Genomic DNA, 26,623 nt, shown 5'->3' with positions numbered 1-26,623 from the left:
AAAAAGGCAGTAATTACCTCTAAAAACGCATGTAATATTTTACAAAATGAATAAAATTAACTAGATTGAGCGGGGATTTTAGACGCAACGGAGGAAAGGGTTATTTTTACTGCAATATACACTCGCTTTCCGGCGGGGAGGGTGTTGTTCCCTCCTTGTCGCGCGCTGCAATCCGTTTCAATCACTATACATAATGCTGCTATGATCCTGGTGATAATCTACCAGTTCCTAATCTTCTCCGTAATAAATTGAATGTATTTAGTATCAAGCTGCAGTTCAAATATGATCAAAGCTCTTTCCATAAATGATTTGGCTTCTTTCAGATTGCCGATCAGTTCGAAGTTGTAGCCAACATGGTAATGAAGCTCGCCAAGCAGATACAAATGATCTCGTTCAATACAGTAGGCGATCGCCTGTTTACAGTATAATGTTGATTGCCGATATTGCCCGAGGCGAGTGAGTGTCCGAGCGAGATTATAATATAATCGTGTTTGGATCGTATCATCCTGTATATATGGAAGCTGTTTAAGATGTTCTTTTGCATACTCATAGATTTCAAGCGCTTTTGGAAGGTCACCTTGCTCAAAAAGGATGATGCCTTTGCTTTGAAGAATTTCAACTTCTCGCTCAGACCACACTTTGTCATGAGTCATTTGAATCGCCTCGTCCAAATATTTCAGTGCAGTATTCACTTTATTATCTAGGTGGTAGGTATAAATGCCTTTATGCCAAAGAAGGAGCTGGGCATTTTTCCGATTTTGATGAAAAAGCGGATTTTTTTCCTCCGCTTTAACGATCAACTGCATTTCTTCATATCTTAAATCACGTCGGGCTGTAATAAGTTGCCGGCTTACTTCCCGCACATAATCAATTCTGGGAGTTGTTCCGATATCAAAAAAGTAGTTGACATCAACTCCTAATTTTTGTGAAATAAGATAGAGTGTCGAAGCATACGGGTAGACATCGCCCTTTTCGATTTTACTTATTTGCGCCTGCGTACAAATGCCATCAGCCAGTTCTTTTTGAGAAAGCTTCAGCTGTTTTCGCAGCTCCTTGATTTTTTCCCCGATCACAATAAAATTCATGTTGACCACATCCTAAATATTCCTATAATTATATTTCTGATTGTACCACTGAAAAATTAAGAGATATAGACTGAAAACCTCCTACTAAATCCTTATAATAGAGAATTTGCACTTTTTCAAATTATGGTTAAATGAAACTGTAAAGATTAATCAAGCTTTTGTCAAAGGTCAGTTAATTACTAATTGAAGGAGGCAGTTATATGAAAAAGAAATTTTTTGTATTATTCACAGCTGTATTAATCGCACTTAGCTTGTCTGGAGGAGCGATCAGCGCTAGCGGTCCAGATGGAGGAGCAACAACTTTAGAATTACCATCCGTACATTAAGTTTTAAGCTAGTGTCACTAGGCCTCAACGTTTATACATCATAATCTCCTTTGATCACTTCGTTTTGAAGTGATTTTTTTTGCATTTTGATATATATATGGAGAGGGTGTTAAGGCCATGAAAATATGAAAAGGATCCAGTAAATATTTAGTTCAAAATAAAGATCAATAATAATAGAAGAAATTTTTATAAACAACTTGCCTATTTAGGCTTGTATTGAATAAAAATGGTATAAAATATGCTTATAGTTATATTTATACTCAAAAACAAGATCTTTCTAGATAAATTAGAGTTGAGGCTCACATTCAAGCAACCTCAATGGTTTTCTGAATATTTACTAAATTTGCTATGATAGAGTTATCCTGAAGAATAATGAGGTGATCGTATGAACGCATTAGAAATGAAAGTGATGCCATCCTTTCAAGAGGGAAGCTGCTCGATCCTGTTTTCGTTTTATTTTCAAGAAGAAGAGAAGAAGATTGGAGAGGCCGTCATTTGTACATGTTCAGAAGCCTTTTTTACAGATGGAAACCAGACAGAAATGGAAATGTCGGTTGCATTTATGAGTGAAAATATCCATTGTGAAAAAAAGATTGCCTACCTCAAGGAATTCCAAGTGATGGATGAATACAAACAGGATTCCATGGGCCGAATTCAGGATTTTCTGCGCATTATTGGCATTAGCGAATTTAAAGAACCATATGTCCTTTAAAAGACCTATGTCCATTTTAAGATGAAACACTGTTATGGTATTAGCCTTGGTTAAGAAATAGTCTATAGGAGATTCTGGGGTACAAACCACTAAATACTTATTAGCTATAATTTAACCAAAATAAGAAAAATCTTCATATTCCTTCTTGTATAAAAGCCTGTATATGTTAAAATAAAAATGTAATACAACTCCGTTTTGGTATACTGATAAATTGTGGGCGATGGTTGGCCTAAGGCTGGAAAGATATCCGTTTTTAATAAACGGATATCTTTTTTTTATGCTTTTTTATAGAAGAATGATGTATTACATAATTAACAGTCTTATAATTGGTTATGGATTTATAAGTCTTTTAGAAACTAAGTTTAAAAACAGGTGCAATGGAGCGGAGGACCTTCGACTCCTGCGGGCTATAGAGGAAAGGGTGAGACCCCGCAGGCTTGCCGAGGAGGCTCAGCTTCCTCCCCGCGGAAAGCGAGGGTTTGCAGCGCAATGGAACAAACAGCCTATTAAGATTAATTAAGTTATGTACCGCTATTTCATTTTAACTAACTAATTGGACAAAATTACCTGCATCTCCACAAGGATAATTTTACATATTGTGTTGGATTTTATAGGAAATCATATATACTAGAACTAGAATGGTAGATTTTATAAAAAGAGTGAAAGTTAGGGGATGTAAAAGAAGAATGAAAAAAGCGTTTTTGTTGGTGTTGTCACTGTTCCTGGTTACTTGGCATTTTAGCGGCATTACAGCATTTGCAGACACTGTGACGAATGTAACGCCAGGCGTTAAACTGGAAAAACGGAATACAACCATTTCCAGTAAAAAGCAGGCAGTTAATATTTTAAATGTTAATTTACTAGATCCATATACAACAATAAATTATGGAATCTCCAGTCCAATCAATCAGCGTTCGACTGTAACCGCACTTGCGAAAGCCAATACACGCGAGAAACATCATGTTGTTGGTGCAGTAAATGCTTCTTTATTTCATATGGACAGCGGGTACCCTACATACTTGCTTGCTCGTAATAATAAAATTGATTTTCTCGGAGCGGTATCTGCTTTAAGTAATGGATTTATGCATACACCGGCAGCTTTTGGTATTGATAAAGCCGGGAAAGGATTAGTAAGTAAATTTAATTTAGATATTACGTTATCACATCATAACAAAAGCTTTAAGATTGATTCTTTTAATAGACAAAGAGATCCGAATGAAAGCATCCTCTTTACGAGCAGTAATCGTTATGATAAAACACGGACAAACCAAACAGGTTTAGAGATTGTTGTTCAAAAATTGAATAAGAACCTAGATCCGGGCGCGAGCTTTGGAGATACCATTACAGGTGAGGTTACATCCATCCGGCCATATGGACAGCTTACAAGTGCGACAATTCCTAAAGATGGGTATGTTATTTCTGCGCACGGAACACAAGTGGATCAAGTAAGAGATCTAAAAATTGGAGATCCTGTATCTCTTAAAGTAGATATTGATGATAAATGGAAAGATGCTTCCTTTATGCTTGCAAGCGGTCCGCTTCTTGTACAAGCAGGAAAGGTGAATATGTCGATTGATCCTACAAGTCCCCGTGCGACTTCAAGAACATCAAGAACAGCGGTTGTGGTTGATAAAACGGGTACAAAAGTATTCCTTGTAACGGTAGATAAAGGCACGGCTGGCTATAGCCAGGGAATGACGCTGAAGGAATTTTCTTCTTACTTAGTTGGACTTGGAGCCTATCAAGCTCTGAATCTCGATGGCGGCGGTTCGACAACATTGGCAGCCAGAATGCCAGGAAACCGCTATGCAGGATTAATTAATAGGCCATCTGATGGAACACAAAGACGGGTTTCTGCGATCTTGCAGGCTGTCAGCACCGCTCCATATAGTGAAGCTGTTTCGTTTAAAGCAGCTCAGGCTGAAGTTGGAAAAGTAGCGGTTGGCGCTTCTGTTTCTTTTAAAATATCAGATGCCCTTGACGGATATAACAACTTAATTCCGTATAATGAGAGTCAAGTAGAATATGTTGCTGATAATAACATTGGCAAAATTGAAAACGGCCGTTTTGTAGGCTTAAAAGAAGGCACAACAAATGTCACTGTTAAATATGGAAAAGCTCAAGTGAAAGTGCCTGTTACTGTTGTAGCAACTCCATCTCAATTCAAAGTGACACCTGGTGAAGTTTATCTGCAAAAAGGCGGAGAACAGACACTATCGGTTACGGCAACAGATGCAGACGGCAAGCCAATTATCATGAATAAGGATTCTGTTTCATGGTCTGTTACCGGAAATGCTGGAAAGATTGATGATAATGGAAAGTTTACGGCTGGAAATGCGGAAGGGAAGGGAACGATCGTTGCACAAATGGGCAGCAAGAAAGTTTCGATTCCTGTAACTGTAAGCAACAAGCCAAGACTTCTGAATGGGTTTAACTCAAAAGCAGAGTGGAAGGCTGAGAGCATTCGCGCCAGCACGACACTTAGCTCCATAGCAGATGGCACTCAATATGAAGGAAATGGGGCCCTGCGCTTAAATTATGACTTTACGGGCAACAAAAGCGGTACAACAGCATCATACGCGGTCGCTTCCAAAAGAATTGCAATTCCAGGCAAACCGAAAGCAATTGGTGCATGGGTATATGGCGACGGAAAATCGCATTGGCTGAGAGGACGCGTTTATGATGCGCAAGGCAAGGAAGTAACAATTGACTTCACGAAAGAAGCCGGTCTGAATTGGAAGGGCTGGAAATACGTACAGGCACAGCTTCCATCTACTGTTCGTTATCCATTATCCTTTGACCGAATTTACTTAGCAGAGCCGACCATTTCTAAACAAAATAAAGGCAGGATTGTATTTGATCAGCTCCAGGCTGTATATGATCTGCCACATAATGAGACTTATTTTGAGACGGGTTCTGATACAAGGACTGCACCGGCTAATAAGCAATGGAAAGTTGAATTTAATATTCCGTTAAGTCCGTTATCCATCACGAAAGAAAACATCTATGTGGAAAATAGCAAAGGTGAGCGGATGCCGATTTCGGTCAAGCTGTCTAATGACCTTAAAACAGTGCTCGTAAATGCACCTTCTGCAGGCTATCGATCTGGTGAAAACTATCGCCTGACCGTTACGAAGTATGTAACATCAACAAAGGGCATGGGATTGAGAAAAGATTTTTATATGACCTTTAAAGCTCAATAAAGGATAACAAAAAAGATCAGCTTTGATGGCTGATCTTTTTTGACGTGTAAATTCTTAATATCGAAGGATATCGCTGTTTTTTATTGAATCGGATATGCTCTCCATTTAGATAAATCCGGATTCTCTTTTTTAACTAATGAGGCTGGGAAGATAAAAGTCCAAGGTCTGGATGTGTTGGCCTTTAATTCGAAATCTTCAAGTTTAAAGCTTCCTTCTGCTACTTTTTCACCTGCAGCATCTTCAACGATTAGTGGCAGCTGGTGGAATGCAACGTTTTTCTCATGGCCATTGCGAAGCAGCATCGTCACTTGAAGATCTTTATTTTCGGCAATTTGAGCATTTAATCCATAGAAGTTTACTTCTCCTGGCTTAGGAGCCTCAAGAGAGGAAACGAGCTTTTCAAGATTTTCGCGCTGTTCAGTTGAAATAGCCTTTACCCAGGTTTCATGTAAGTCAAGCTTATGCTTTTCTTTTAATTCAATCGCAAGAGTCCAATCTTTATGGCTAAATTCCCGATTCACAATGGAGTGAACTGGGAATACGAATGTCCATGGACGGCTGCTTCTGCCTGGAACTTCACCAAGAGCACCTAGATCAAATGTATGTCTGGCTGCCAGCTTTTTATCAGCATCTAAAAGAACCAAAGTTAACTCATGAAACTTAATGCCTTTTGCAAGACTGTTTCGAACGAATGCTGTTACTTCAATTCCTTCGTTGTCATCATTTAACTCAATTCCAGCAAGAGAAATTTGATTTGGCTTTAAAGGTGCTAAGTCATTGTTTAAGAATCTTAGTACATAAAGCTGTTCGTTTTCGACATTCCAGCTAGGATGAAGTGACAGTTCTGTATGGATTTGATCCTCTTGGCTTTTTTCATCTGTTTCATTTAAAAGCTCAGTTGATGATACGCTGCTGTCCAGACCAGTCATTTTGATGTCTTCTTTATTTTTGCGGCGAAAGATTGATAAGATCCCCATTTCTCCATACCTCCATGTTTATACGTTTTGTTCTTCTATGGCTTTTAATACATTGGCAAGCTCAATGGCCGTGTGTCTTCTGATTTTATTAAAAGAATGAGTGAAGAGCTCAAGGCCTTCCTTCTGATAAAGGCGCATTGGATCTTCCTGCTGATAATGTCTTAATCCAATTCCTTCTTTTAGCCTTGTCATTCCTTCAATATGTTCAATCCAAAACTTATCAATAATACTTAACATTAAGTATTTCAATGTTGTTTGAAATTGTACATGGTCAGAATAAGTCTCGAGACTGGCCAGGTATTCTTTTACCTTCGGATGAACGGTTTCTTCTATATCTGAGATATCATTAATCACATTAGGCAGTGTGACGTCAAATTGAGCTGGTAGCATACCTTTTAACCTTGCCTCAATTTGTTTTACGTCCACATCTTCTGGAACCATATCTTCTAATTGAGTCGATTCAATTTCATTTTGAACGGCATCTTCTACAAGAGTAGAAACAGTGTTGAGATGATTGTCTTCATTTATAATGCGGTTTCGCAGTGTATAAATAATTTCACGCTGCTCGTTAATGACGTCATCGAGTTTTAAGTTGTATTCACGCATCGAGTAGTTGGCACCTTCAACGATTCTTTGAACGCGGTCAACAAATTCGTGAATATTTTTATTTTGCACGATGCCATCTGACACTTTTAGATTTTTATTTAACTTTTCAAGATCATCTTTGGCGAATCTTCTAAACATATCATCTTCAAGCGAGATGAAAAATTGGCTGAAGCCTGGATCGCCTTGTCTGCCTGAACGGCCTTTAAGCTGATTATCGACTCGGCGGCTTTCGTGTTTTTCGGTCCCAAGGACGAATAGCCCGCCTAATTCGTGAACACCTTCACCTAATAAGATATCCGTACCTCTTCCGGCCATATTGGTCGCAATGGTAATCGTATTTTTTTGCCCGGCCGCTGCAATCAGTTCTACCTCTTGCTCTACGCTTTTGGCATTTAAAATTTCGTAGGATAGACCTGCTTCATCAAAAAATTTCGCAACCTTTTCTGATTGAAGAATGGATGTGGTTCCAACGAGAACAGGTTGTCCTTTTGAATGAATCTCTTTTACCTTTGCTGTAACCGCCTTGTATTTATCTTTTGTTGTCAGGAAGACGATATCAGGCAAGTCTTCACGCTGGCGCGGCTTGTTGGTTGGAATTTGAATTACCTGCATATTGTAAACTTGCTGAAATTCTTTTTCCTCTGTTTTCGCTGTACCGGTCATGCCTGATAAATATTTATACATTCTAAAATAGTTCTGAATCGTAATCGAAGCTTGCGTTTTATTTTCGTCTGTAATTTCCAGGGCTTCTTTTGCTTCAATCGCCTGGTGAAGACCATCACTTAATGTCCGGCCTTCCATAATCCGTCCGGTGAACATGTCGACAAGCATGATTTTACCTTCATGGACAATATAGTCCACATCACGCTCAAACATAACATGTGCACGAACCGCCTGAATCACATAGTGGTATAACGTTTGATGCTCGAGCTCATACAAGTTATCGACACCAAAAGCCTTTTCCACCTGCTCAATTCCTTTTTCGGTTAAGCTCGTCGCTTTCGTTTCTTCATCAAAGGAATACTCTTCATCCTTTTTAAACCGTTTGGCCAGTTTAGCGGCTATATGATGAAGGTTTGAGCTGGAAGTCATTTTACCAGCGATAATCAATGGTGTTTTCGCTTCATCAATCAGTACGCTATCCACTTCGTCAATGATGGCAAAATGATAAGGTCTTTGCGTTTTTTCGGACGCTTCTCTTGCCATATTGTCACGCAGATAGTCGAAGCCGAATTCTGTTCCGACTCCGTACGTGATATCCGCAGAATAAGCAGCCTTCTTTTCTTCCGGATCTATTTGGGCGATATTCAGCCCAACCGTTAATCCAAGGAATTCGTGAATCTTGCCGATCTTTTCTTTGTCGCGTGTTGCTAAGTAATCGTTGACCGTAATAACGTGAACGCCTTTGCCTTCTAAGGCACGCAAATAGCTCGGAAGGGAAGCCACTAATGTTTTTCCTTCACCAGTGGGCATCTCCGCAATGTTTCCTTCTGTTAATACTAAGCCGCCGATCAGCTGTACATCATAGTGACGCAAGCCTAATACACGCTTAGAAACTTCACGCACGACAGCAAAGGCATCCGCTGTAATATCATGAATACTTTTGCCGTTTTGGAGTTCTTCTTTAAACTGATTTGTCATATTCTGAAGCTGTTCATTATCATAAGCTTCATATTTGCTTTCCAGCATATTAATTTCTTCGACCAATTTATAATATTTTTTCAAACGCTTTTCGTTTGTATTAGTCATTTTATTCTTTAGAAACGTAAACATTAATGACGCCCCTTAATCTCTAGTAAACTACATAAGTCTTGACATTAATTAATATTACCAAAAGAAGAATGGATTTACTATTAATATTCATGATATGGAAATAAATGTTTCTATTAAAATTTAATTGCAATTTTATTGCAAAATGTGTAACTAAATGGCGACTAAGCTCGTCTATGTATTGGGACAGTAGGCATGTGTTTAACTTATTTAAAAATTGGGCATGTAATATGGGAAATTAATTATAAAAATTTCTGTAGATATATTTATCGGAACTAGATATAATGAAAAAAGTTGAGATATGCCCATTTGGAATATTTTACTTACGAGATTGCTAGAAGCCTTTTTCCGCTGCTGGGGAAAAGCCCTTCCATTAAAATGTAACAAAAGACTAAGTTGTTAAATTAAAATTGATATCAATTGGATATGCTAATCATTGAGGAGGTACTTTATGGTTTACCTTACCTTGTTAATATGCTTTATCGCTTCAATTATTATTACTCCTTTCGTTAAAAAGCTGGCCATCAGAATTGGGGCAGTTGACAAGCCCAACCAGCGAAAGGTCCATCAGAAAATTATGCCGCGTTTAGGCGGATTGGCAATATATATAAGCTTCATTATTGGCCTTTTGGTATTAAGACCGGACGATGCATTAACCTGGCCCATTGTGATCGGGAGTTTAATCATTATTATTACAGGAGTTCTGGATGATCTCGTAGAGCTTTCTGCTAAGTATAAGCTGCTGGGCCAAATCGCTGCTGCTGTTGTCGTTGTTTTAGGCGGCGTTCAGCTTGAATATATTACTGTTCCGTTGATAGGCGAGCTTAACTTTGGCATATTCAGCATTCCATTGACACTGATTTGGATTGTCGGAATCACCAATGCGATTAACCTGATTGACGGCCTGGACGGATTAGCTGCAGGGGTATCTTCGATCGCGTTAATCACGATTTCCGGAATGGCAATCATTAAAGGTGATCCATTTGTTGTAAGCATCGGATTCATTGTGCTCGGAAGCACATTAGGCTTTCTGCTTTACAACTTTCATCCAGCGAAGATTTTCATGGGTGATACTGGAGCATTGTTCTTAGGCTATATGATCGCAGTGCTTTCCCTATTAGGATTTAAAAACATTACAATGATTTCATTGATTATCCCAGTTATTATTCTCGGTGTGCCGATCTCTGATACATTCTTTGCGATTATCAGACGTATTGTCAATAAGCAGCCGTTATCAGCACCGGATAAATCACATTTGCACCACTGTTTACTGCGACTTGGTTTCTCCCATAGCCAGACAGTGTTATTGATTTATGCAATGGCGGCAATGTTTGGTTTAGCAGCGATCATCCTTTCACAGGCAACTGTCTGGGGTGCAATCCTGCTGATTGGACTGCTGATTGTCGGAATTGAACTTGTTGTTGAAAAAATTGGTTTAGTGAATAATGACTATAAACCTTTGCTGAAAATGGTGAAGGCTCCGAAGAAGATGTAAGATATGAAAAATGGCCCTGTGATCAGGGCCATTTTTTTGTATCAATATTTAGTCTTAAGTAGTATGTTCCATTGCGCTGTGGATCTCGCTTTCCGAGGGGAGGAAGCTGAGCCTCCTCAGCGAGCCTGTGGGTCTCAGCCTTTCCTCTATTTCCCTCCGGAGTCGAGGTCCTCCGCTCCATTCCACCCGTTTTTAAAGGTTGTTATTAAGTGCAACAAAAAGACCCGAGACATTAGACAGATACAATCTGCTAATTTCATCGGGTCTTTTTGTTGGCCGAGAATAAGTACTATTCAGCCTCTGTTTATCGTATTACTCATATCCAGTTGTTTCATTGCCTTCAAGCTGCTCAGTCTCTGATTCAGGTGAGTTCAAATCCGTCTCACCGTTGTCCAGGTTCATATGAGCTTTTAAGATATTTTTTGCGTTTTCTAATTCGGTTTCGTCTAATTGATAGTAATAGACAGAATTGATATATGAATCACTTCCAGCTAGGTTGAGTGTATCAATGTTTAAACTGCTTCCTGCTGTGGCAAAGTCAAAGAACGATTTCATTTCGCCAAAAGGAAGATCTGTCGTCATGTTATCACCGACTGCTTCCATTAAATCACCATACTTGGTTACGCCGGAAACAGATACCGTCTTTTTAACAATAGCTTTAATAATTTCCTGCTGGCGTTTGCCGCGTTCAATGTCATTGTCCTGCTTTCGTGTCCGGGCAAGTGCCAACGCTTCTTCACCGTTTAATTCTTGAATGCCAGGCTCAAGATTGATGGAGCCTTTCTGATCCAGCGAATTCATTTCAGAAATAGCATAAGGGACTTCTGCTTCAATGCCGCCTAATGTGTCGACCACATCGATAAAGGCATTAAAGTTCATTTTTACATAATACTCGATCGGGATATCAAGCATTTCTTCAACTGTTTCAAGTGTAGCAGATACACCGCCAAAGGCATGTGCATGTGTAATTTTATCTTCATATCCTACATCAGGTATATATACGTAGGAGTCGCGGGGGATACTCAGCAATTTGACTGATTTTTCCTCGGCGTTGAATGTAGCAAGGATTAGGGCATCTGAACGGGATCCCGTGTTATAACTGCGAAGCTCACTATCGTCGACACCGATAAACAGGATCGAAGTATCTTCGCTTTCAGGCATTGAATCGGTTCTCTTTGTATCTCGTTCTACTGGCTCATAAGACTTATCCATTACAGATTCGGCTTTGTTAAATAAAAATGCACCATATGCAGTTGCGCTTAAGGTTAGGACGAGCAGCGGAAGAAGGATCAGCATTAATACTTTCTTTCGTTTGCTTCGTTTCTTTTGGCGCTTGATTGATTGTCTATCAAGAGACATAGAGCTTTTCTCCTTTAAATTAGATTCATTTATCTATTTTACAATTTTCGCTATAATTCGTACAATACTTTTTCGATATTCGAAGATGTTCTTATTGAACAAGTTCCTCCATATAAAGACTTTCACCTTTGCGGATCTTACCTTGTCCGTTTGTCAGTTCGGTCATCCAGTCCGTGAAAGCGGAAGTTTGATTTTCTTCTACATAAACTTCTATTTCGACATTGTCTAAGTAATGAATGTCTTTAATACTATATACGGAAGAGCGCAGCTCATTTTCAAGCTTGCCGAGCCATGTATAATCTACAGTTGTATGCATAACAGCCATCAGCTTTCTTTCAACGATTCCAGTCGCTGTTAATCCTTCAGATGTCGCTTTTCCATATGCGCGGATTAAACCGCCTGCTCCTAGTTTTATACCCCCAAAGTACCGGGTAATAACAGCTACGGTATCTTTCAGCTGTCTTTTTTTCAAAACTTCTAAGATGGGTACACCAGCAGTTCCGCTTGGTTCCCCGTCGTCATTTGCCTTTTGAATTTGGTCGTTCTCACCAATTAAATAGGCAGAACAATTATGGGTTGCGTTCCAGTGTTCTTTTTTAATTTTTTGAATGAATTCCTGTGCTTCTTCCTCTGTTTCAGCTCTTGAAATAAAGGCAATGAAACGGGATTTCTGGATCACGATTTCGTGTTCTCCATATCCTTTTACGGTCAAATAGCTCGGCAGCATAAAGTGTCGCTCCTAACGGTTGTTTTCAATGTTCGTCAATTGGGCGGCTCACAGCAGTGAACCTGTCTAGTTAAACATATGACATTGGAATGCCTTACATTCGATGTGTATTCCTATTATAAATCGACATAATCCAACATGTCTTCTTTTATACTATCATAATTTATATATGAAAGAAGACAGCAGAGAGAACGATTATATAAATGTAATATAAGCCTTGTCTCCAGCTGGCTTGCTTGCTGATTAGTAAGTTTACTTTAAAGGGATTGTAATAAAACTTTAATATGGTTGTCTTAGGACCATGTTATAATAAAAAATATTCTTCCAGTGACAACGTTTTCTGTGATTCATCGTACAGAATATAGGATAAATGACATGATATCTGAATTCAACCATGAGTCTATTTAACGAATTTGGCGGAATTTCGCACATTTTGCGGTCTTCTTATATAGTAACGAGCATTTTTTCGAGTTAAAATAGGGAATAGCAACAAGGAGATTATGATGGAAATAGGTCTGACAGGCTATTCTGACAAAAAGAGATACACAATAGATAGTAGCGTCAAGTACCTTATGACTGAGCTTTTCTTTCCCTTGGAGGACTGTAAATGAGTTTAAAGAAATTTGATACTAAAGCACTTGATTTAATATTGCAGAAAATGATTGATACAGTCGGAACAAGCAAAGATGAAATCTTTCGGATTGGCGAGCAGTGCCGTAAGGATTATGAAACACTAACGGACGAGCTCAAAGAGGTCAAGCTGAATGTAGCTAAGATCATCTCTACTGGTGACGACCTTGAAGTAAAGACAAGGTTTGCCCGTAAACGGCTGTCTGAGGTCAGTATGCATTTCAAGGACTACACAGAAGTGGAAGTGCGCGAGGCATACGAAAAGGCTCATCAGCTGCAAATGGATCTTTCCATGAACCGGCAAACGGAAAAACAGCTGAGAGACAAGCGTGATGACATTGAAAGAAGGCTTGTAACCGTTCATGATACGATTGAACGAGCTGAGCACCTGATTTCGCAGATTACGGTCGTGATGAACTATTTAACGAGTGATCTCAAGCAAATGGGCGAGGTGTTGGAGGATGCAAGGCTAAAGCAGGAATTTGGCTTGAAAATCATCGAAGCACAGGAGGAAGAAAGAAAGCGCCTGTCGCGTGAAATTCATGATGGACCAGCCCAAATGATGGCGAATGTCATGATGCGCTCTGATTTAATTGAACGAGTATACAAAGAGCGCGGCGGGGAAGAGGCCATTCTGGAAATCAAGAGTCTGAAGAAAATGGTCAGAAGCGCCTTATATGAAGTGCGGAGGATTATATATGATCTGCGGCCAATGGCGCTTGATGATTTAGGGCTTGTTCCGACTTTGAAAAAATACTTGCAAACGATAGAAGAATATCATCAAAACGTTCAAATAAATTTCCAGAATATCGGAGAAGAGCTGCGTTTGCCTCCTCAATATGAGGTTGCGTTATTCCGGCTTATTCAAGAGTCGGTTCAAAACGCCTTGAAGCATGCACAATGCTCAGATATTTCGGTCAAGCTGGAAATCCGCAGCGACAGAGTGGCAGCGGTGATCCGCGACAATGGTAAAGGATTTAACATTAAAGAGAAAAAAGGGGATTCCTTTGGTATTATGGGAATGCGGGAACGTGTTGAACTTGTTGAAGGTCAGCTTTCCATTGATTCAAAACAAGGAAAAGGCACAGTCGTTATTATACAGATCCCTTTAAGTTTATAAAGCAAGCGATATAAAAGAGAGAGACCTTGGGAGGCGGAGAATTTGACAACAAAAATCGTAATCATCGATGATCATCAGTTATTTAGAGAAGGGGTAAAAAGAATTTTAGACTTTGAAAATTCTTTTGATGTAGTAGCAGAAGGAGATGACGGCAGCGAGGCAATGGATCTTGTTGAGAAGTATCGCCCGGATGTAGTCATTATGGATATTAATATGCCAAATACAAATGGGGTAGAAGCAACTCGTTTGCTGACTGAAAAATATCCAGAATCAAAAGTGATCATCTTATCGATTCACGATGATGAAAACTATGTAACACACGCATTAAAAACAGGTGCAAGCGGCTATCTCCTAAAAGAAATGGACGCTGATGCTTTAGTAGAAGCAGTTAAGGTTGTGGCTGATGGCGGATCATATCTGCATCCAAAAGTAACGCATAACCTTGTGAACGAATACCGCCGTTTGGCTTCTGAAGGGACAAACAATCGCAGTACGTATGTTCAAGTGGAGATTCGCAGACCGCTTCATTTGCTGACACGCCGTGAATGCGAAGTCCTTCAGCTTCTGGCTGACGGAAAAAGCAACCGCGGAATTGGCGAAGCTTTATACATTAGCGAAAAAACTGTTAAAAACCATGTGAGTAATATTCTGCAAAAAATGAACGTAAACGACCGTACACAAGCTGTTGTTGTAGCGATTAAAAATGGCTGGGTTGAGGTTCGATAAAAAAATCTGCACGTAAAGGGGGACGCCCTTTACGTGTTTTTTTGTAATGAAAGAAATTAGGCACGCAAAATTTGAATTCTATATTTTATGTCTTGAAGTAAAGGAATAAGTATATGTGTAGATTTATAAGACTTCTTTTTTTAATGTGAGAGAAACCATGGTGAGAGCTGATACAGCCATTTCGATAACAGCTTTAGTATCAGATTGATGTTTGCGTGCTTTTTGAATCATCAACACGAGCTTTTCTATATCTTGAGGAGAAGAATTGAGTATGAGCCAATCTGCTAGCTCGGAACCGGTGAGATGTTCCTTAAGAGCAGGAATTATAATAGTATCGTGTTTTTGTAATTCGTTCCGGAGAATATTGTGATTAAAAACATTTTTGCCTTCATAGTAGTCTCGATCCTTATACAGAAATCGAGAACGGAAAAAGTCTTCCAAGTACTTCTAAAGCCACCTTTCTTATAAAATTTGTAAATTCAACAAGTATAGAGTTTAACACATTTGTTAGAAATTAGAAGATGTTTACAGATTCACGTAATTTTAAAATTTTTCTATATATATTGCCTATTATATTTAAGGCCAGACTTTTATTAAATATTTACATAGGGATCTGTAAGAATCTGCTTGGAAGTAATGCAATTTTCCATTCATTCATATAAAATAATAGAAGAACATATAGTAGAGAAAAAAGGATAAGGATGGTAGCTCTATTTATGAAAACAGCTGTTGTTACAGATAGTACGGCATACATACCTCTAGAAATACGGGAAAAATTGAACATACATATGATTCCTCTAAGTGTGATTTTCGGCAACGAAACATATCAAGAGGAAGTAGAAATTACCGCAGATGGCTTTTACGAAGAAGTCAAAACAAAAGAACTGCCAACCACATCTCAGCCACCAGTTGGCGAGTTTATGGAGCTGTTCGAAAAGCTTTCAAAAGAATACGATGAAGTCGTTTCGATTCACCTCTCAAGCGGCATTAGCGGCACATTCCAAGGAGCTGTGTCTGCTGGAAGTCTGGTAGAAGATATTAAAGTACTTCCATTTGATTCAGAAATCAGCTGCATGGTCCAAGGATTTTATGTGTTAGAAGCGGCGGAAATGGCAGCGGCAGGAAAAAATGCAGCAGAAATCATGGAACGCCTCGAAGAAATGCGCAAAACCCTAAAAGCCTATTTCATGGTAGATGACCTTTCCCACCTGCAGCGCGGCGGACGCCTATCAAGTGCACAGGCACTCATCGGCAGCCTTCTTCAAGTGAAGCCACTATTGCATTTCGAAAACAAACTAATTGTGCCATTTGAAAAAATCCGCACAAGAAAAAAAGCGATGAAACGTATCGTTGAACTGCTCGGCGAAGCAGTCAAAGGCGGAGAACCGCACCGTGCAGTGATTATCCATGCAAATCGTGAGCAGGAAGCATTTGACTGGAAAGCAGAGCTTGAGGAACAATACCCTCATGTTGAATTTGTGATCAGTTACTTTGGACCGGTTATTGGCACTCATCTTGGCGAAGGATCGATGGGACTTGGCTGGGTGAAGAAATAGAAATGAGAAAGCACCATTTCCGCTGGGCGGGGATGGTGTTTTTTGTTGTTTTTGGGCTGGGTTGGCGGTAAATTCTTGTGGTTGGCAGTGACGAATCAGAGGTTTGGCGAATAAAAGTATGTTTAAAGCGAATATATGAATTTAAAGGCGAATAAAATTTTTTCACGGCGAATAAACCAAATAAACAGCGAATAAATCCCCTGGACGGCGAATATCCAACCTCGAACCATTAGCATTTCGACATGACCAAGAATCTACATTCAAACGGCCCGCATTCCACCTCTTAAAGAATGACCCCACACCCAAATCTATGTTAAAATAATCATAAAAAGAGAGGTGGTCCCATTTGCGCTTTATCCTGCAGGAAAACAAACTAAAGTTTTCAGCCCCCACAGACCCAGACAGCAAACCCATCGCATCACTTCCCGTAATCCCTCAGCCAGAAACAAACCTCAATTACTCTATCAGCCAAGACCTTCAACACTTTCTCCAAGGTCGAATGCTCCTTCACGACGAAATCCCTTTTCCAAAAGAACAACTCCATGAGCACTATGAAAATGGCTATATCCACTATCATAAAGGAATCAGCATCGAGAAAAACAAACCAATATGCACACGCTGTGGAAACAGCAGCAGGCATCAATTTGCAGCATTTCCTTGTGCTCGCTGCGGCGAAAAAGAATGTTTGTATTGCCGGCAATGCATCATCATGGGCAGAGTCAGCAGCTGCACACCCCTTTTAATATGGACAGGTCCTGAAGTTCAAACAAAAGAATCAGTGCCACTGAAATGGGAAGGAACCCTTTCGCAAGGACAGGCGCATGCTTCAAAAAAAGTCACCGAGGCAATCAAAGCGAACGGGGAGCTGCTCGTTTGGGCGGTATGCGGAGCTGGGAAAACGGAAGTGCTTTTTGCTGGCATCGAGGCGGCACTAGCACAAGGAAAACGTGTTTGTATCGCCACTCCGCGTACAGATGTTGTCCTCGAGCTCAGCCCGCGTCTCCAAGCTGTTTTCTCTGATATCAAAGTGGCGGCTCTTTATGGAGGAAGTGAAGACCGCAATGAAAACAGCATCTTAACGATCTCAACCACACATCAATTATTCCGCTTCCATGACGCGTTCGACACGATCATCATTGATGAAGTCGATGCCTTTCCATTTTCAGCGGACGTATCCTTACAGCGAGCTGCTCAAAAGGCGCGCAAAAAAGTTTCGTCCCTCATCTACCTATCAGCAACCCCAAACGAAAAATGGCAAAATGAATGCAAGCGAGGAACCCGTCCTTTCGTTACCATACCCGGCCGCTACCATCGCCATCCACTGCCCGTGCCTGAACAGAAGTGGTGCGGCAATTGGGAGAAAACCTTAAAGCGCAGAAAACTTCCTCGAATTGTAGAAGTATGGATTACAAAGAGACTAGCAGATCAAACACCAGCTCTCCTTTTTCTGCCGAAAATTGAATTAATGGAAACACTGCTTCCTTACATGAAAGCCTTTGATGAACGTATTGAAGCGGTCCATGCGGAGGATCCGCAAAGAAAAGAAAAAGTACAGCGGATGCGGAAAAGGGAAACACCGCTGCTTGTGACGACAACGATTTTAGAGAGAGGGGTTACTTTTCCTGGTGTAGATGTTGCGGTGCTTGGCGCGGAGGATCGCATTTTCACCGAAAGTGCCCTGGTGCAGATTGCCGGCAGGGCAGGAAGAAGTGCGAGCCAGCCGAACGGAAATATCACTTTTTTTCATTATGGAAAAACAAATGCGATGAATAAGGCATGCAGGCAGATCACCAGCATGAATAAAGAAGCGTATGAGAAAGGGCTGATTGATTATGTTTTGCCTGGGATGCGGAACTGAATTAAAGAAAGCGGTGAGCTGGCATAGCTTGTTTGCGAAGGAGGAAGGTCCTGTTTTATGCCAGGAGTGTTTAGAAAAATTAGAAATGATCACTGGCGAGGTTTGCGGTCTCTGCTCGAGACCGCTCGGGCAAAACCGATACCAGCAGGATGGAATCTGTCTGGATTGTCTGCGATGGGAGGAAAACGAAGCGTGGTCCGGTGTTTTGGATCGTAATATTTCGGTGCTGATGTATAATGATTATTGTAAGGAACTGATCGCACTTTTTAAATATAGAGGTGATTATGCTGTGGCAGCTGCGTTTGCAAGCTTGCTGAAACACAAGCTCCAAACCTTAACATACGACCTCATTGTACCTGTCCCGCTTAGTCCCGAGCGCCTTTATGAGCGGGGATTTAATCAATCCGAAGCGCTCATTCTTTCATTAGGAAAAGAACCCGCCCACCTCCTCTCCAGAAAACACTCTGAAAAGCAGTCGAAAAAATCCCGACATGACCGTATTCATCTACCGCAGGTGTTTCAGTTAACTCAACAGACAAATTTATCCGGTAAACAAATTGTCTTAATTGACGATATATATACAACAGGATCTACATTGCGGCATGCAGCCATCCTCTTAAAGGAGGCTGGTGCCAAGACGGTAACTTCACTGACCGTCGCGCGCGGGTAGAGTCCATAACTGATCTAGTGGAGATAAGAAAATTAGAGGTGAAAACAATGGCTGAACTATCAAATTGCCCTAAATGTGATGCACTCTTTGTCATGAATCAATTCCGAAACATTTGTCAAAACTGCTATAACGAAGAAGAAAAAGCATATGAAACGGTTTACCAATACATTCGCAAACGTGAAAATCGCACAGCCATGATGAACCAGGTTGTCGAAGCAACTGGTGTTGAGGAAACACTGATCCTCAAATTTATTAAAACTGGGCGTCTGAAACTGGCACAGTTCCCGAACCTTGGCTATCCTTGTGAAAAATGCGGCACATCCATCCGCGAAGGAAAAATTTGCTCAAGCTGTGCAGTCTCCCTGCGCAAAGAACTGCAAAATCACGAAACCGAAGAAGAACGCAAAAAAGACATCGAAAAACGTGATAAACAAGGCGCTTACTTTGTCTTTGATGAAAAACTGAAATAACAATAAGTTAAAAGCAAGTAGGGAAAAAGTTATATTTCTCACTTGCTTTTCTTTTGAAAACGATTTGATATTAACTTTGTTGTTTGGAGCGAAAGGGTGCGAGACTCCTGCGGGAAGAGTGGGAAGGCGAGACCCCACAGGCGCTTGCGCCGAGGAGGCTCGCCACCCGCCCCGCGGAAAGCGAGTACCCTGCAGCGGAAAACAACACGCAGAAACTTTATATGCAATAAAATCAGTATGCATAGATAAGTAATTTTTACTAAATGCTAAGAAATATTTAAAAATCTGCGTTTTTCACCGATAATAGAAGTAAGAATTATTTTGCACGGAAACGAAAGTGAGTGATAAACAATGAAAATCAATAATATTGGAACTTCAGGAATTAATCCGTATAAACGTCAAATGAACAAAATCGATCAAACGAGCAAAAGTGCGGCATCTGCGTCTGATAAAATTGAAATCTCATCTGCAGCAAAAGAAATGCAGCAGGCGTCTTCAACAACACAGGCCCGCCAAGCGAAGATTGACGATTTGAAAGTTCAAATCGAAAACGGCAACTACAAGCCAAATCCAAAAGATATTGCGAAAAGCATCGCCAGCTATTACACAAAACATTAAGGAGGGAAGCGCATGTCTGCCACTGCTCTTATAACAGCGATGGAGAATTTGCTGAAGCTGCATAAAAGTCTCAATGAGCTTGCGATTAAAAAGACTGACATTATTAAGGCAGGCGACATGCCTGCCCTTGATCAAATGCTGAAGGACGAGCAGTCCCATGTTGCCGCGATTGAAAAAATGGAACAGCTGCGGCAAGCAGCCTGCAGCAAGGTTGTTCAGCAGGAAAAACCAACGCTTGAAGACTGCCTTCCGCTTTTAGAGGAAGACATCAAAAGCAAGGCTTTAACCTTAAAAGACAGTCTGGTAAAAGAAGTAGAAGCACTGCAGGAGCGCAATCAGCTTAATCAGCAGCTCATTTACCAGTCACTGCAATTCGTCAATATGTCTATGAGTCTTCTGCAGCCACAATCGGTGCAGAACTTTAATTATACAAATCCAAAGAGTAACCAGTTTAAACCGCAAAAAGGCATGTTCAATTCACGTGCGTAGCCTTACAGCGATCGGAGGATAACGATGAGATCATCATTTATGGGGTTAGAAACAGCACGCCGCGCGCTTTTCACGCAGCAGGGTGCTTTATATACAACTGCGCATAATATTTCAAACGCAAATACACCAGGTTACTCCCGTCAGCGTGTTAACTTCAATCAGACGGAAGCCTACCCATCCATCGGCATGAACAGTCCGCTTCTGCCTGGTCAAATGGGAACAGGTGTTGAAGCTGGGTCTGTACAGCGCATTCGCGAAGGATTCCTAGATTCACAGTTTCGTAATGAAAACAATAAATTCGGATACTGGAGCTCCCGCAGTGAGGCTTTAACACGAATGGAAGACGTGATGAACGAGCCTTCCGAGGATGGACTGGCTCAAACGCTTGATCGCTTCTGGAACTCTCTGCAGGACCTTTCCGTTCAGCCGGAGGACTCTGGTGCACGATCGGTTGTAAGACAGCGCGGAATTGCAGTGGCTGAAACGTTTAACTACCTATCAGGTCAAATCCAAGCGCAAAAAACAGACCTAGGCAATCAAATTGATCATTCAGTGAAAGAAATTAACTCGCTCGTCAGACAGATTCAAAACATCAATAACCAAATCGGCGATGTTGAACCGCACGGCTATCTGCCAAACGATTTGTACGATGCTAGAGATGCGCTTGTTGATCAGCTATCTGGTCTCGTAAACATTAAGATTACACCTGCGCAAAGCGGCGGCATGTCCAGCAGCTTAGCTGAAGGTAAATATACAATAGAAATTTTAAACAGCAGCGGCAAATCAGTCGGTACTCTAGTTGATGGGAAAAATAACCTCATTAACGAAATGACCGTTAAAAAAGATCAAGAATCTGGAGCAATTACAGGCTTCACTGTTGGCAACAAAGAAATAGCTGCCGCAGATTTCACTTCAAACGGACAACTGCTTTCACAGGTGCAATCATATGGATATATGGATGCAACCGGAACTCAAGTGGGCGAATATCCAAAAATGCTAGAAAACCTTGACCTAATGGCTTTCCGTTTTGCCAATGCGTTTAATGCTGTTCATAACAGCGGCTGGAGCATTACTGAAATTCAAAATGGGGCAAAACAAGGCTTCGACTTCTTCTCTTTTGAAGGCGGTGAGCTGCGGTCACCAGAAGGTGCTGCTTCCAAGCTAAAACTCTCTGATGATATCAAAAACGAACTGAATAATATTGCCGCATCATCTAGCGGAAAAATGTTCAGCGGCGGCATTACGGCTGGCGGAGCAAACACTTCGACTGGCAATCCAACAGTACTAGGCGCTTTTGCAGGTGTTACTTCTACGGATACACCACCTGTAATCCATGACCAGGTAAAAATAGAAGTTTCCTATAATGGTGGACAGTGGACATATACAGCTACTGATATGAATACCGGCAACCCAATTGCTGGGCATGAAAATCAAAATGTACCAGAGAACATGGAATTATTCGGTCTTAAACTAGATACATCTACGATTAAGAATCTCAGCGCTGGCGACAGCTGGTCATTTGATCTTGAAGGAACAGGTGTTAATCCGTCTAACCAATCCTTTGTCGGAGACGGTTCAAATGCACTAGCACTTGCCAACGTGAAAGACAGCAACATGGAATTCAACGGCTCAACATCGAGCATCATGAGCTTCTACCAAGGAATCATCGGCCAAATGGGTGTTGATACAGAAGAAGCCAACCGCATGGTCCGTAATACAGGAAACCTAGTAGACACAGTCCAATATAATCGTTCATCTGTCAGCTCGGTTTCACTTGATGAAGAAATGACCAATATGATTCAATACCAGCACGCCTACAACGCTGCCGCACGGCAAATGACTGCCATCGACGAAATGCTTGATACAGTAATCAACGGCATGGGCAGAGTCGGCAGATAAGGAGGAAACTAAATGCGCGTAACACAATCCATGCTCTCAGCCAACTCGCTGCGGCATATACAAAACAGTTACAAAAACCTCGGCAAACTAGAAGAGCAGCTTACAACTGGTAAAAAAGTAAGCCGCCCTTCAGACGACCCTGTCGTCGCGATGAAAGGCATGCGCTATCGATCACAAGTAGTTGAAGTGGAGCAGTTTAACCGTAATCTATCTGAAGTTTATAACTGGATGGATAATGGGGATGCGGCTTTGGATGAAGTGAATTCTGTGATGCAGAGGATTCGGGAGCTGACAAACCAAGCGGCAAATGACACGTATGAAACGAAGCAGCGTCAGGCGATTGCCAGTGAAGTGAAGCAGCTTCGTGTTCACTTAGAATCTCTTGCCAATACGAAAGTAAACAATAAGTATATCTTTAATGGATCTGATACATCTGCTAAACCAGTTGATCTTAGCAAGGTCGATAAGGAAATTGATTTATCAGCTATTACTGCAGATAACGCAAAAGATTACGCTCTATTTGCTCAGGACGGCAAGCAGCTGTTATGGAATGATATTAGCGGAGGATTTGTTGATTCTAACGGAACAAAGGTTGAGATTCCTGTATCTGGTGATTATGTCGCCAAGGAAATTGGTGCTGTTTCTGTCAATCAAAGAGACGTAGATATGGAAGTTACCAAAGGTGTTAACCTTAACGTTAATATCACACCGCAAAATGTGTTTTCATTAGAATTCTTTTCCGATCTTGGTGACCTTGTGAAAACTCTAGAATCTCCCGAAACTAAGGGAGAGGATGTAAGTGAGTTCCTAGGGAAATTAGATGGTCATGTTGATCAAATTATTTCTGAAAGAGCAGAATTAGGTGCTCGTTATAATCGGGTGGAGATGGTCGAAAGCCGATTGCTTTCTCAGGAAATCATTGCAAAGTCAACGATGTCTGAAAACGAAGATATTGATGCTGAAAAAACGATCATTGAATTAACTTCTCAAGAAACATTACACCGTGCATCTTTAGCAGTTGGTGCAAAGATGATTCAGCCTTCTTTAATTGACTTTTTACGTTAAGCTATCAATTTTTGATAGCTTTTCTTTCTATTTTGAGATAAAAGTGGTGAAACTATGAACATGCCGTATTTGCAGGTGAATCAAACAGGAGGCCAATTAGGAATCAATTATTATCAGCCGAATATGAAAATTCAGCAGCCGCAAGCAGATATGCGGATTGAACAGCCCGCTGCTATATTAGACATCAACTTTAAAAAGTCCGAGCTCCATATCGATCAAACCGAAGCTTTTGCAGATGTTGATCAGAAAAGTGCTGCAAGAAGAACAAGAGAATGGGCAGAACAAGCCAAGCAGATGCTTGCGCAAGGTGTGGCCAGGAGAGCGCGTGAAGGAGATCAAATGATGAAAATCGAAAATGGCGGCGGTGCAGTTGCCCAGATCTCCAAGCAAAAAAGCAATCCCCCCGTGAAAGAAATCGGTCTAGGATATCTGCCAAAAACGCATTTTCGTGTAAAAATCGATTATGAACCAGGAGAAGTCGACATAAACGTTACACCTAATAAACCTAGAATTGATGTCACACCAAACAAACCAATCATTCAGCATGAAAACTGGAGAGCAGATATTTATTTACAGCAAAAAGACTCCTTTGATCTAGAAATAGCAAACTTTCAAATGGACAAGTATGTATAAGAGGTGAAAAGAGTGAAATTAGCTACGAAATATCAAGGCGAACAAGAAGTAAATGAGAAACAATTGATCCATTTTCAAAATGGAATACCCGGTTTTCAGGATGAGACTCAATTTGCATTGCTGCCATTTTTAGAGGAAATGCCCTATTTTATTCTGCAATCGACCAAAACTGCGGAGCTTGCTTTTGTAGTCGTGGATCCATATCCGTTTTTCCAAAACTATCAATACGAGCTACCTTCATCAATCATTGATTCATTAAACATTGAGAGTCCCGAAGACGTCGTAACTTTTGTCATCCTAACGTTAAAAGAACCATTTGCAGCTTCAACTGCCAATTTAAAAGGTCCGATTGTTATTAATGTGAAAAAGAACGAAGGTAAACAGCTTATTCTTAATGATTCAGCCTATGAGACGAAGCAGCCTCTTTTCCCAGCCTCAACTAAGGAGGGATCCTCATGTTAGTGCTAACAAGAAAACTAAATGAATCCATCATAATCAACGATACGATAGAACTAACGATCCTTGCGATCGATGGCGACCAAATTAAGCTCGGCATCAACGCACCAAGAGAAGTCGATATATACAGAAAAGAAATCTATCTGCAGATCCAGAAGGAAAATAGTGAAGCTTCTAACCTTCCAACCAACCTGCTGGAACTTCTAAAAAATAAAAAATAAAAAATAAAAAAGTAAAAATAACTGTAAAACTATTAAACAATATGCCGATATAATTTATAGAAGCTGAAGGGACGGCCGCCCTTCAGCCCAGCTAAACTAAAACTACCACATGGATGTGGGACACTTAAACTCAGGGAGGAAACAAACAATGATTATCAACAATAATGTTTCAGCATTAAACACATATCGTCAACTTGGAGCTAACCAAGGTGCAAACGCAAAATCAATGGAAAAACTATCTTCAGGTCTTCGCATCAACCGTGCAGGAGATGACGCTGCAGGTCTAGCAATCTCTGAAAAAATGCGTGCACAAGTTCGCGGTTTAGATCAAGCTAGCCGTAACTCACAAGATGGTATCTCTATGATTCAAACTGCTGAAGGTGCTTTACAAGAAACTCAAAACATCCTTCAACGTATGCGTGAGCTTGCAACACAATCTGCGAACGATACAAATGTAGAAGTTGACCGTGCAGAGATTCAAAAAGAAATGAACGCATTAACTTCTGAAATTAACCGTATCGGTAACACAACAGAATTCAATACACAGAAGATCTTAAAAGGATCTGTGGATGAAACTGAAACTAAGGCTGCGTTAAAATTAGAAGGTCTTGGTGCAGAAGTATTTGCTGGTGGGGTAACTGCTAGTGGAGATACAACTGAAGCTACAGGTGCAGAGTTAACGTTAACAGCTGCTCAATCAGTTACAGCAGCAGATGGTGAAACACTTAAAGTCAATCTTGGTGGAAAAGAAGTTACTTTAACAGTAGTTCATGATGCAGACACTGATAATCATGGTATCACTTATGGTGAAGATGGAGTTTCTGCAACGATAACAGTTGCTGCAGATACTGCTGCAACTGTTATGGGTGGACAATATAGAGATGCTTTAACTGAAATTATTAGTGAAAACGAAGATCTTAAAGGAAAATATGAAGTTTCAGGATCTAATGATGAAGTAACACTAACTTCTGTTGCAACAGGTGCTAACCAATTTATTAAAGGTGATGCTAGCAATGCTGCAATTTCAAATAGTGATTTTGCAACTGGTACAGATGTTGAGTATACTGCTTCTTCAACGAACGTTACTGTAAACGACGTTGCTGATGAAGATGCACTAAAAGCACTTGTAGGGCAAGGTATTACGGTAAACGGTAAAACTGTAGAGTTCTACAATGCAAATGATGGTGTCTACAAAGGTGAAGCTGATTTTGCTGTAAACATTAATGAAGTATTAAGTGGAACTGCAAGTGGTTCAGGTGCTGCATTAGCTGATGCAATTTCATCTCAACTTTCAGACAAAATTGAAGGATTGAAAATTACAGATAATGATGCTGGTCAATTAACTTTCACTTCTACAGCTAATGGTGAAAAAGGCGACGGTATCACTGTAAAAGATGGCGTAGATGTAGCTGCTGTTACTAGCAACGCAACATTCAAAGCTTCTTTCCAAGTTGGTGCGAACCAAGGACAAAGCATGGGAATTGAAATCAATGATATGCGTTCACTAGCTCTTGGAATTTCTGGTAACGATGCAAATGCTAGTATTACTGGAAAAGATGGAAAGGCTATTGAAAACGCAAAATTCACTGCAACTTCAACAGTAACTGATGGTACAGATAACGAGAATGTGGAATACGCTCTAGATGTATCTACACATGAATCAGCTGCAGCGTCAATTACTGTAATCAATAATGCAATTGAGTCTGTATCTGCTCAACGTTCAAACTTAGGTGCATTCCAAAACCGTTTAGAGCACACAATCTCTAACTTAGGAACATCTTCTGAGAACTTATCAGCTGCTGAGTCTCGTATCCGTGACGTAGACATGGCTAAAGAAGTAATGGAAATGACTCGTACAAACATTCTTTCTCAAGCTTCTCAAGCAATGCTTGCACAAGCAAACCAAAAGCCACAATCTGTCCTTCAATTACTAGGATAATAAAAGGCTTTAC

24 protein-coding genes are annotated in these 26,623 nt (G+C 40.6%); 18 read left to right on the top strand and 6 right to left on the bottom strand.

Features of this window, described 5'->3' with window-relative positions; genetic code table 11:
- Window positions 1-218: 218 nt before the first annotated feature.
- Complete coding sequence (locus J1899_RS20080) at window positions 219-1,085, bottom strand: helix-turn-helix domain-containing protein (protein ID WP_214476259.1); 867 nt, start codon at window positions 1,083-1,085, stop codon at window positions 219-221.
- Window positions 1,086-1,285: 200 nt separating this feature from the next.
- Here J1899_RS20080 and J1899_RS22775 point away from each other — a divergent pair, with 200 nt between their 5' ends.
- The 3 genes from J1899_RS22775 (at window position 1,286) to J1899_RS20070 (ending at window position 5,326) form a co-directional block, all read left to right on the top strand.
- Complete coding sequence (locus J1899_RS22775) at window positions 1,286-1,411, top strand: hypothetical protein (protein ID WP_257297397.1); 126 nt, start codon at window positions 1,286-1,288, stop codon at window positions 1,409-1,411.
- A gap of 385 nt (window positions 1,412-1,796) precedes the next feature.
- Window positions 1,797-2,123, top strand: a complete 327-nt coding sequence (locus J1899_RS20075; protein WP_066442514.1) for a hypothetical protein — start codon at window positions 1,797-1,799, stop codon at window positions 2,121-2,123.
- Between the two features lie 686 nt (window positions 2,124-2,809).
- Window positions 2,810-5,326, top strand: coding sequence for a phosphodiester glycosidase family protein (locus tag J1899_RS20070; protein WP_214476257.1), 2,517 nt, complete (start codon window positions 2,810-2,812; stop codon window positions 5,324-5,326).
- Window positions 5,327-5,406: 80 nt separating this feature from the next.
- Here the strand turns inward: J1899_RS20070 and J1899_RS20065 are convergent, their stop codons facing one another.
- Together J1899_RS20065 and secA2 are read right to left on the bottom strand one after the other, a co-directional pair.
- The gene (locus J1899_RS20065) at window positions 5,407-6,303 is read right to left on the bottom strand and encodes an accessory Sec system S-layer assembly protein (protein WP_214476255.1); all 897 of its coding nucleotides are present in this window, start codon (window positions 6,301-6,303) and stop codon (window positions 5,407-5,409) included.
- Window positions 6,304-6,321: 18 nt separating this feature from the next.
- Window positions 6,322-8,682: an accessory Sec system translocase SecA2 gene (gene secA2 / locus J1899_RS20060; protein WP_214476253.1), complete on the bottom strand. Its 2,361-nt coding sequence runs from the start codon at window positions 8,680-8,682 to the stop codon at window positions 6,322-6,324.
- Window positions 8,683-9,130: 448 nt separating this feature from the next.
- On the opposite strand from secA2, the gene J1899_RS20055 reads away from it, so the two are divergent.
- On the top strand, window positions 9,131-10,174 hold the full coding sequence (locus J1899_RS20055) for a glycosyltransferase family 4 protein (RefSeq protein ID WP_066442518.1): 1,044 nt from the start codon (window positions 9,131-9,133) through the stop codon (window positions 10,172-10,174).
- 312 nt (window positions 10,175-10,486) lie between these two features.
- Here the strand turns inward: J1899_RS20055 and J1899_RS20050 are convergent, their stop codons facing one another.
- Window positions 10,487-11,533 (bottom strand): LCP family protein, encoded by a 1,047-nt coding sequence (locus tag J1899_RS20050; RefSeq protein ID WP_214476251.1) that lies wholly within the window; start codon window positions 11,531-11,533, stop codon window positions 10,487-10,489.
- A 91-nt stretch (window positions 11,534-11,624) separates the two neighbouring features.
- A complete protein-coding gene (locus tag J1899_RS20045) occupies window positions 11,625-12,260 on the bottom strand; it encodes a YigZ family protein (RefSeq protein WP_214476249.1) in 636 nt (211 codons plus the stop codon).
- 607 nt (window positions 12,261-12,867) lie between these two features.
- Here J1899_RS20045 and J1899_RS20040 point away from each other — a divergent pair.
- On the top strand, window positions 12,868-14,010 hold the full coding sequence (locus tag J1899_RS20040; RefSeq protein ID WP_214476247.1) for a sensor histidine kinase: 1,143 nt from the start codon (window positions 12,868-12,870) through the stop codon (window positions 14,008-14,010).
- 42 nt (window positions 14,011-14,052) lie between these two features.
- Window positions 14,053-14,736 (top strand): response regulator, encoded by a 684-nt coding sequence (locus tag J1899_RS20035; RefSeq protein WP_066442522.1) that lies wholly within the window; start codon window positions 14,053-14,055, stop codon window positions 14,734-14,736.
- A 123-nt stretch (window positions 14,737-14,859) separates the two neighbouring features.
- On the opposite strand, the gene J1899_RS20030 is transcribed toward J1899_RS20035, so the two are convergent.
- Window positions 14,860-15,177, bottom strand: a complete 318-nt coding sequence (locus J1899_RS20030; protein ID WP_214476245.1) for a hypothetical protein — start codon at window positions 15,175-15,177, stop codon at window positions 14,860-14,862.
- Window positions 15,178-15,452: 275 nt separating this feature from the next.
- Here J1899_RS20030 and J1899_RS20025 point away from each other — a divergent pair, with 275 nt between their 5' ends.
- From J1899_RS20025 to J1899_RS22770, 12 genes are all read left to right on the top strand, one after another.
- On the top strand, window positions 15,453-16,292 hold the full coding sequence (locus tag J1899_RS20025; RefSeq protein ID WP_214476243.1) for a DegV family protein: 840 nt from the start codon (window positions 15,453-15,455) through the stop codon (window positions 16,290-16,292).
- Between the two features lie 346 nt (window positions 16,293-16,638).
- Window positions 16,639-18,150: an ATP-dependent helicase ComFA gene (locus J1899_RS20020; protein WP_281420584.1), complete on the top strand. Its 1,512-nt coding sequence runs from the start codon at window positions 16,639-16,641 to the stop codon at window positions 18,148-18,150.
- Entirely contained in the window at window positions 18,125-18,820 is a 696-nt protein-coding gene (locus J1899_RS20015) for a ComFC family protein (RefSeq protein ID WP_214476241.1), read from the top strand. The genes J1899_RS20020 and J1899_RS20015 overlap by 26 nt, the downstream gene beginning before the upstream one ends.
- Before the next feature lie 47 nt (window positions 18,821-18,867).
- Window positions 18,868-19,290, top strand: coding sequence for a TIGR03826 family flagellar region protein (locus tag J1899_RS20010; RefSeq protein WP_214476239.1), 423 nt, complete (start codon window positions 18,868-18,870; stop codon window positions 19,288-19,290).
- Between the two features lie 351 nt (window positions 19,291-19,641).
- Window positions 19,642-19,908 carry a flagellar biosynthesis anti-sigma factor FlgM gene (gene flgM / locus J1899_RS20005; RefSeq protein WP_214476236.1) on the top strand — a complete coding sequence of 89 codons (267 nt, stop codon included), beginning with the start codon at window positions 19,642-19,644 and terminating at the stop codon, window positions 19,906-19,908.
- 12 nt (window positions 19,909-19,920) lie between these two features.
- A complete protein-coding gene (locus J1899_RS20000; protein WP_214476234.1) occupies window positions 19,921-20,397 on the top strand; it encodes a flagellar protein FlgN in 477 nt (158 codons plus the stop codon).
- A gap of 24 nt (window positions 20,398-20,421) precedes the next feature.
- Window positions 20,422-22,296 carry a flagellar hook-associated protein FlgK gene (flgK, locus tag J1899_RS19995; RefSeq protein ID WP_214476232.1) on the top strand — a complete coding sequence of 625 codons (1,875 nt, stop codon included), beginning with the start codon at window positions 20,422-20,424 and terminating at the stop codon, window positions 22,294-22,296.
- 12 nt (window positions 22,297-22,308) lie between these two features.
- Window positions 22,309-23,361 (top strand): flagellar hook-associated protein FlgL, encoded by a 1,053-nt coding sequence (flgL, locus tag J1899_RS19990; RefSeq protein ID WP_214476230.1) that lies wholly within the window; start codon window positions 22,309-22,311, stop codon window positions 23,359-23,361.
- Window positions 23,362-23,415: 54 nt separating this feature from the next.
- Entirely contained in the window at window positions 23,416-23,994 is a 579-nt protein-coding gene (locus J1899_RS19985) for a DUF6470 family protein (RefSeq protein WP_214476228.1), read from the top strand.
- A 12-nt stretch (window positions 23,995-24,006) separates the two neighbouring features.
- Window positions 24,007-24,456 (top strand): flagellar assembly protein FliW, encoded by a 450-nt coding sequence (gene fliW / locus J1899_RS19980; protein WP_214476226.1) that lies wholly within the window; start codon window positions 24,007-24,009, stop codon window positions 24,454-24,456.
- A complete protein-coding gene (gene csrA / locus J1899_RS19975; protein ID WP_214476224.1) occupies window positions 24,450-24,671 on the top strand; it encodes a carbon storage regulator CsrA in 222 nt (73 codons plus the stop codon). Before fliW ends, csrA begins: the two co-directional genes overlap by 7 nt.
- Before the next feature lie 148 nt (window positions 24,672-24,819).
- Window positions 24,820-26,610, top strand: coding sequence for a flagellin N-terminal helical domain-containing protein (locus J1899_RS22770; RefSeq protein ID WP_214476222.1), 1,791 nt, complete (start codon window positions 24,820-24,822; stop codon window positions 26,608-26,610).
- The last annotated feature ends 13 nt before the right edge of the window (window positions 26,611-26,623 follow it).

The sequence above is a fragment of the Cytobacillus gottheilii genome (genome assembly GCF_018582665.1).
GTDB classification, from domain to species: Bacteria; Bacillota; Bacilli; order Bacillales; family Cytobacillaceae; genus Cytobacillus; species Cytobacillus gottheilii.
This window is presented reverse-complemented; position numbering and strand designations above follow the sequence as displayed.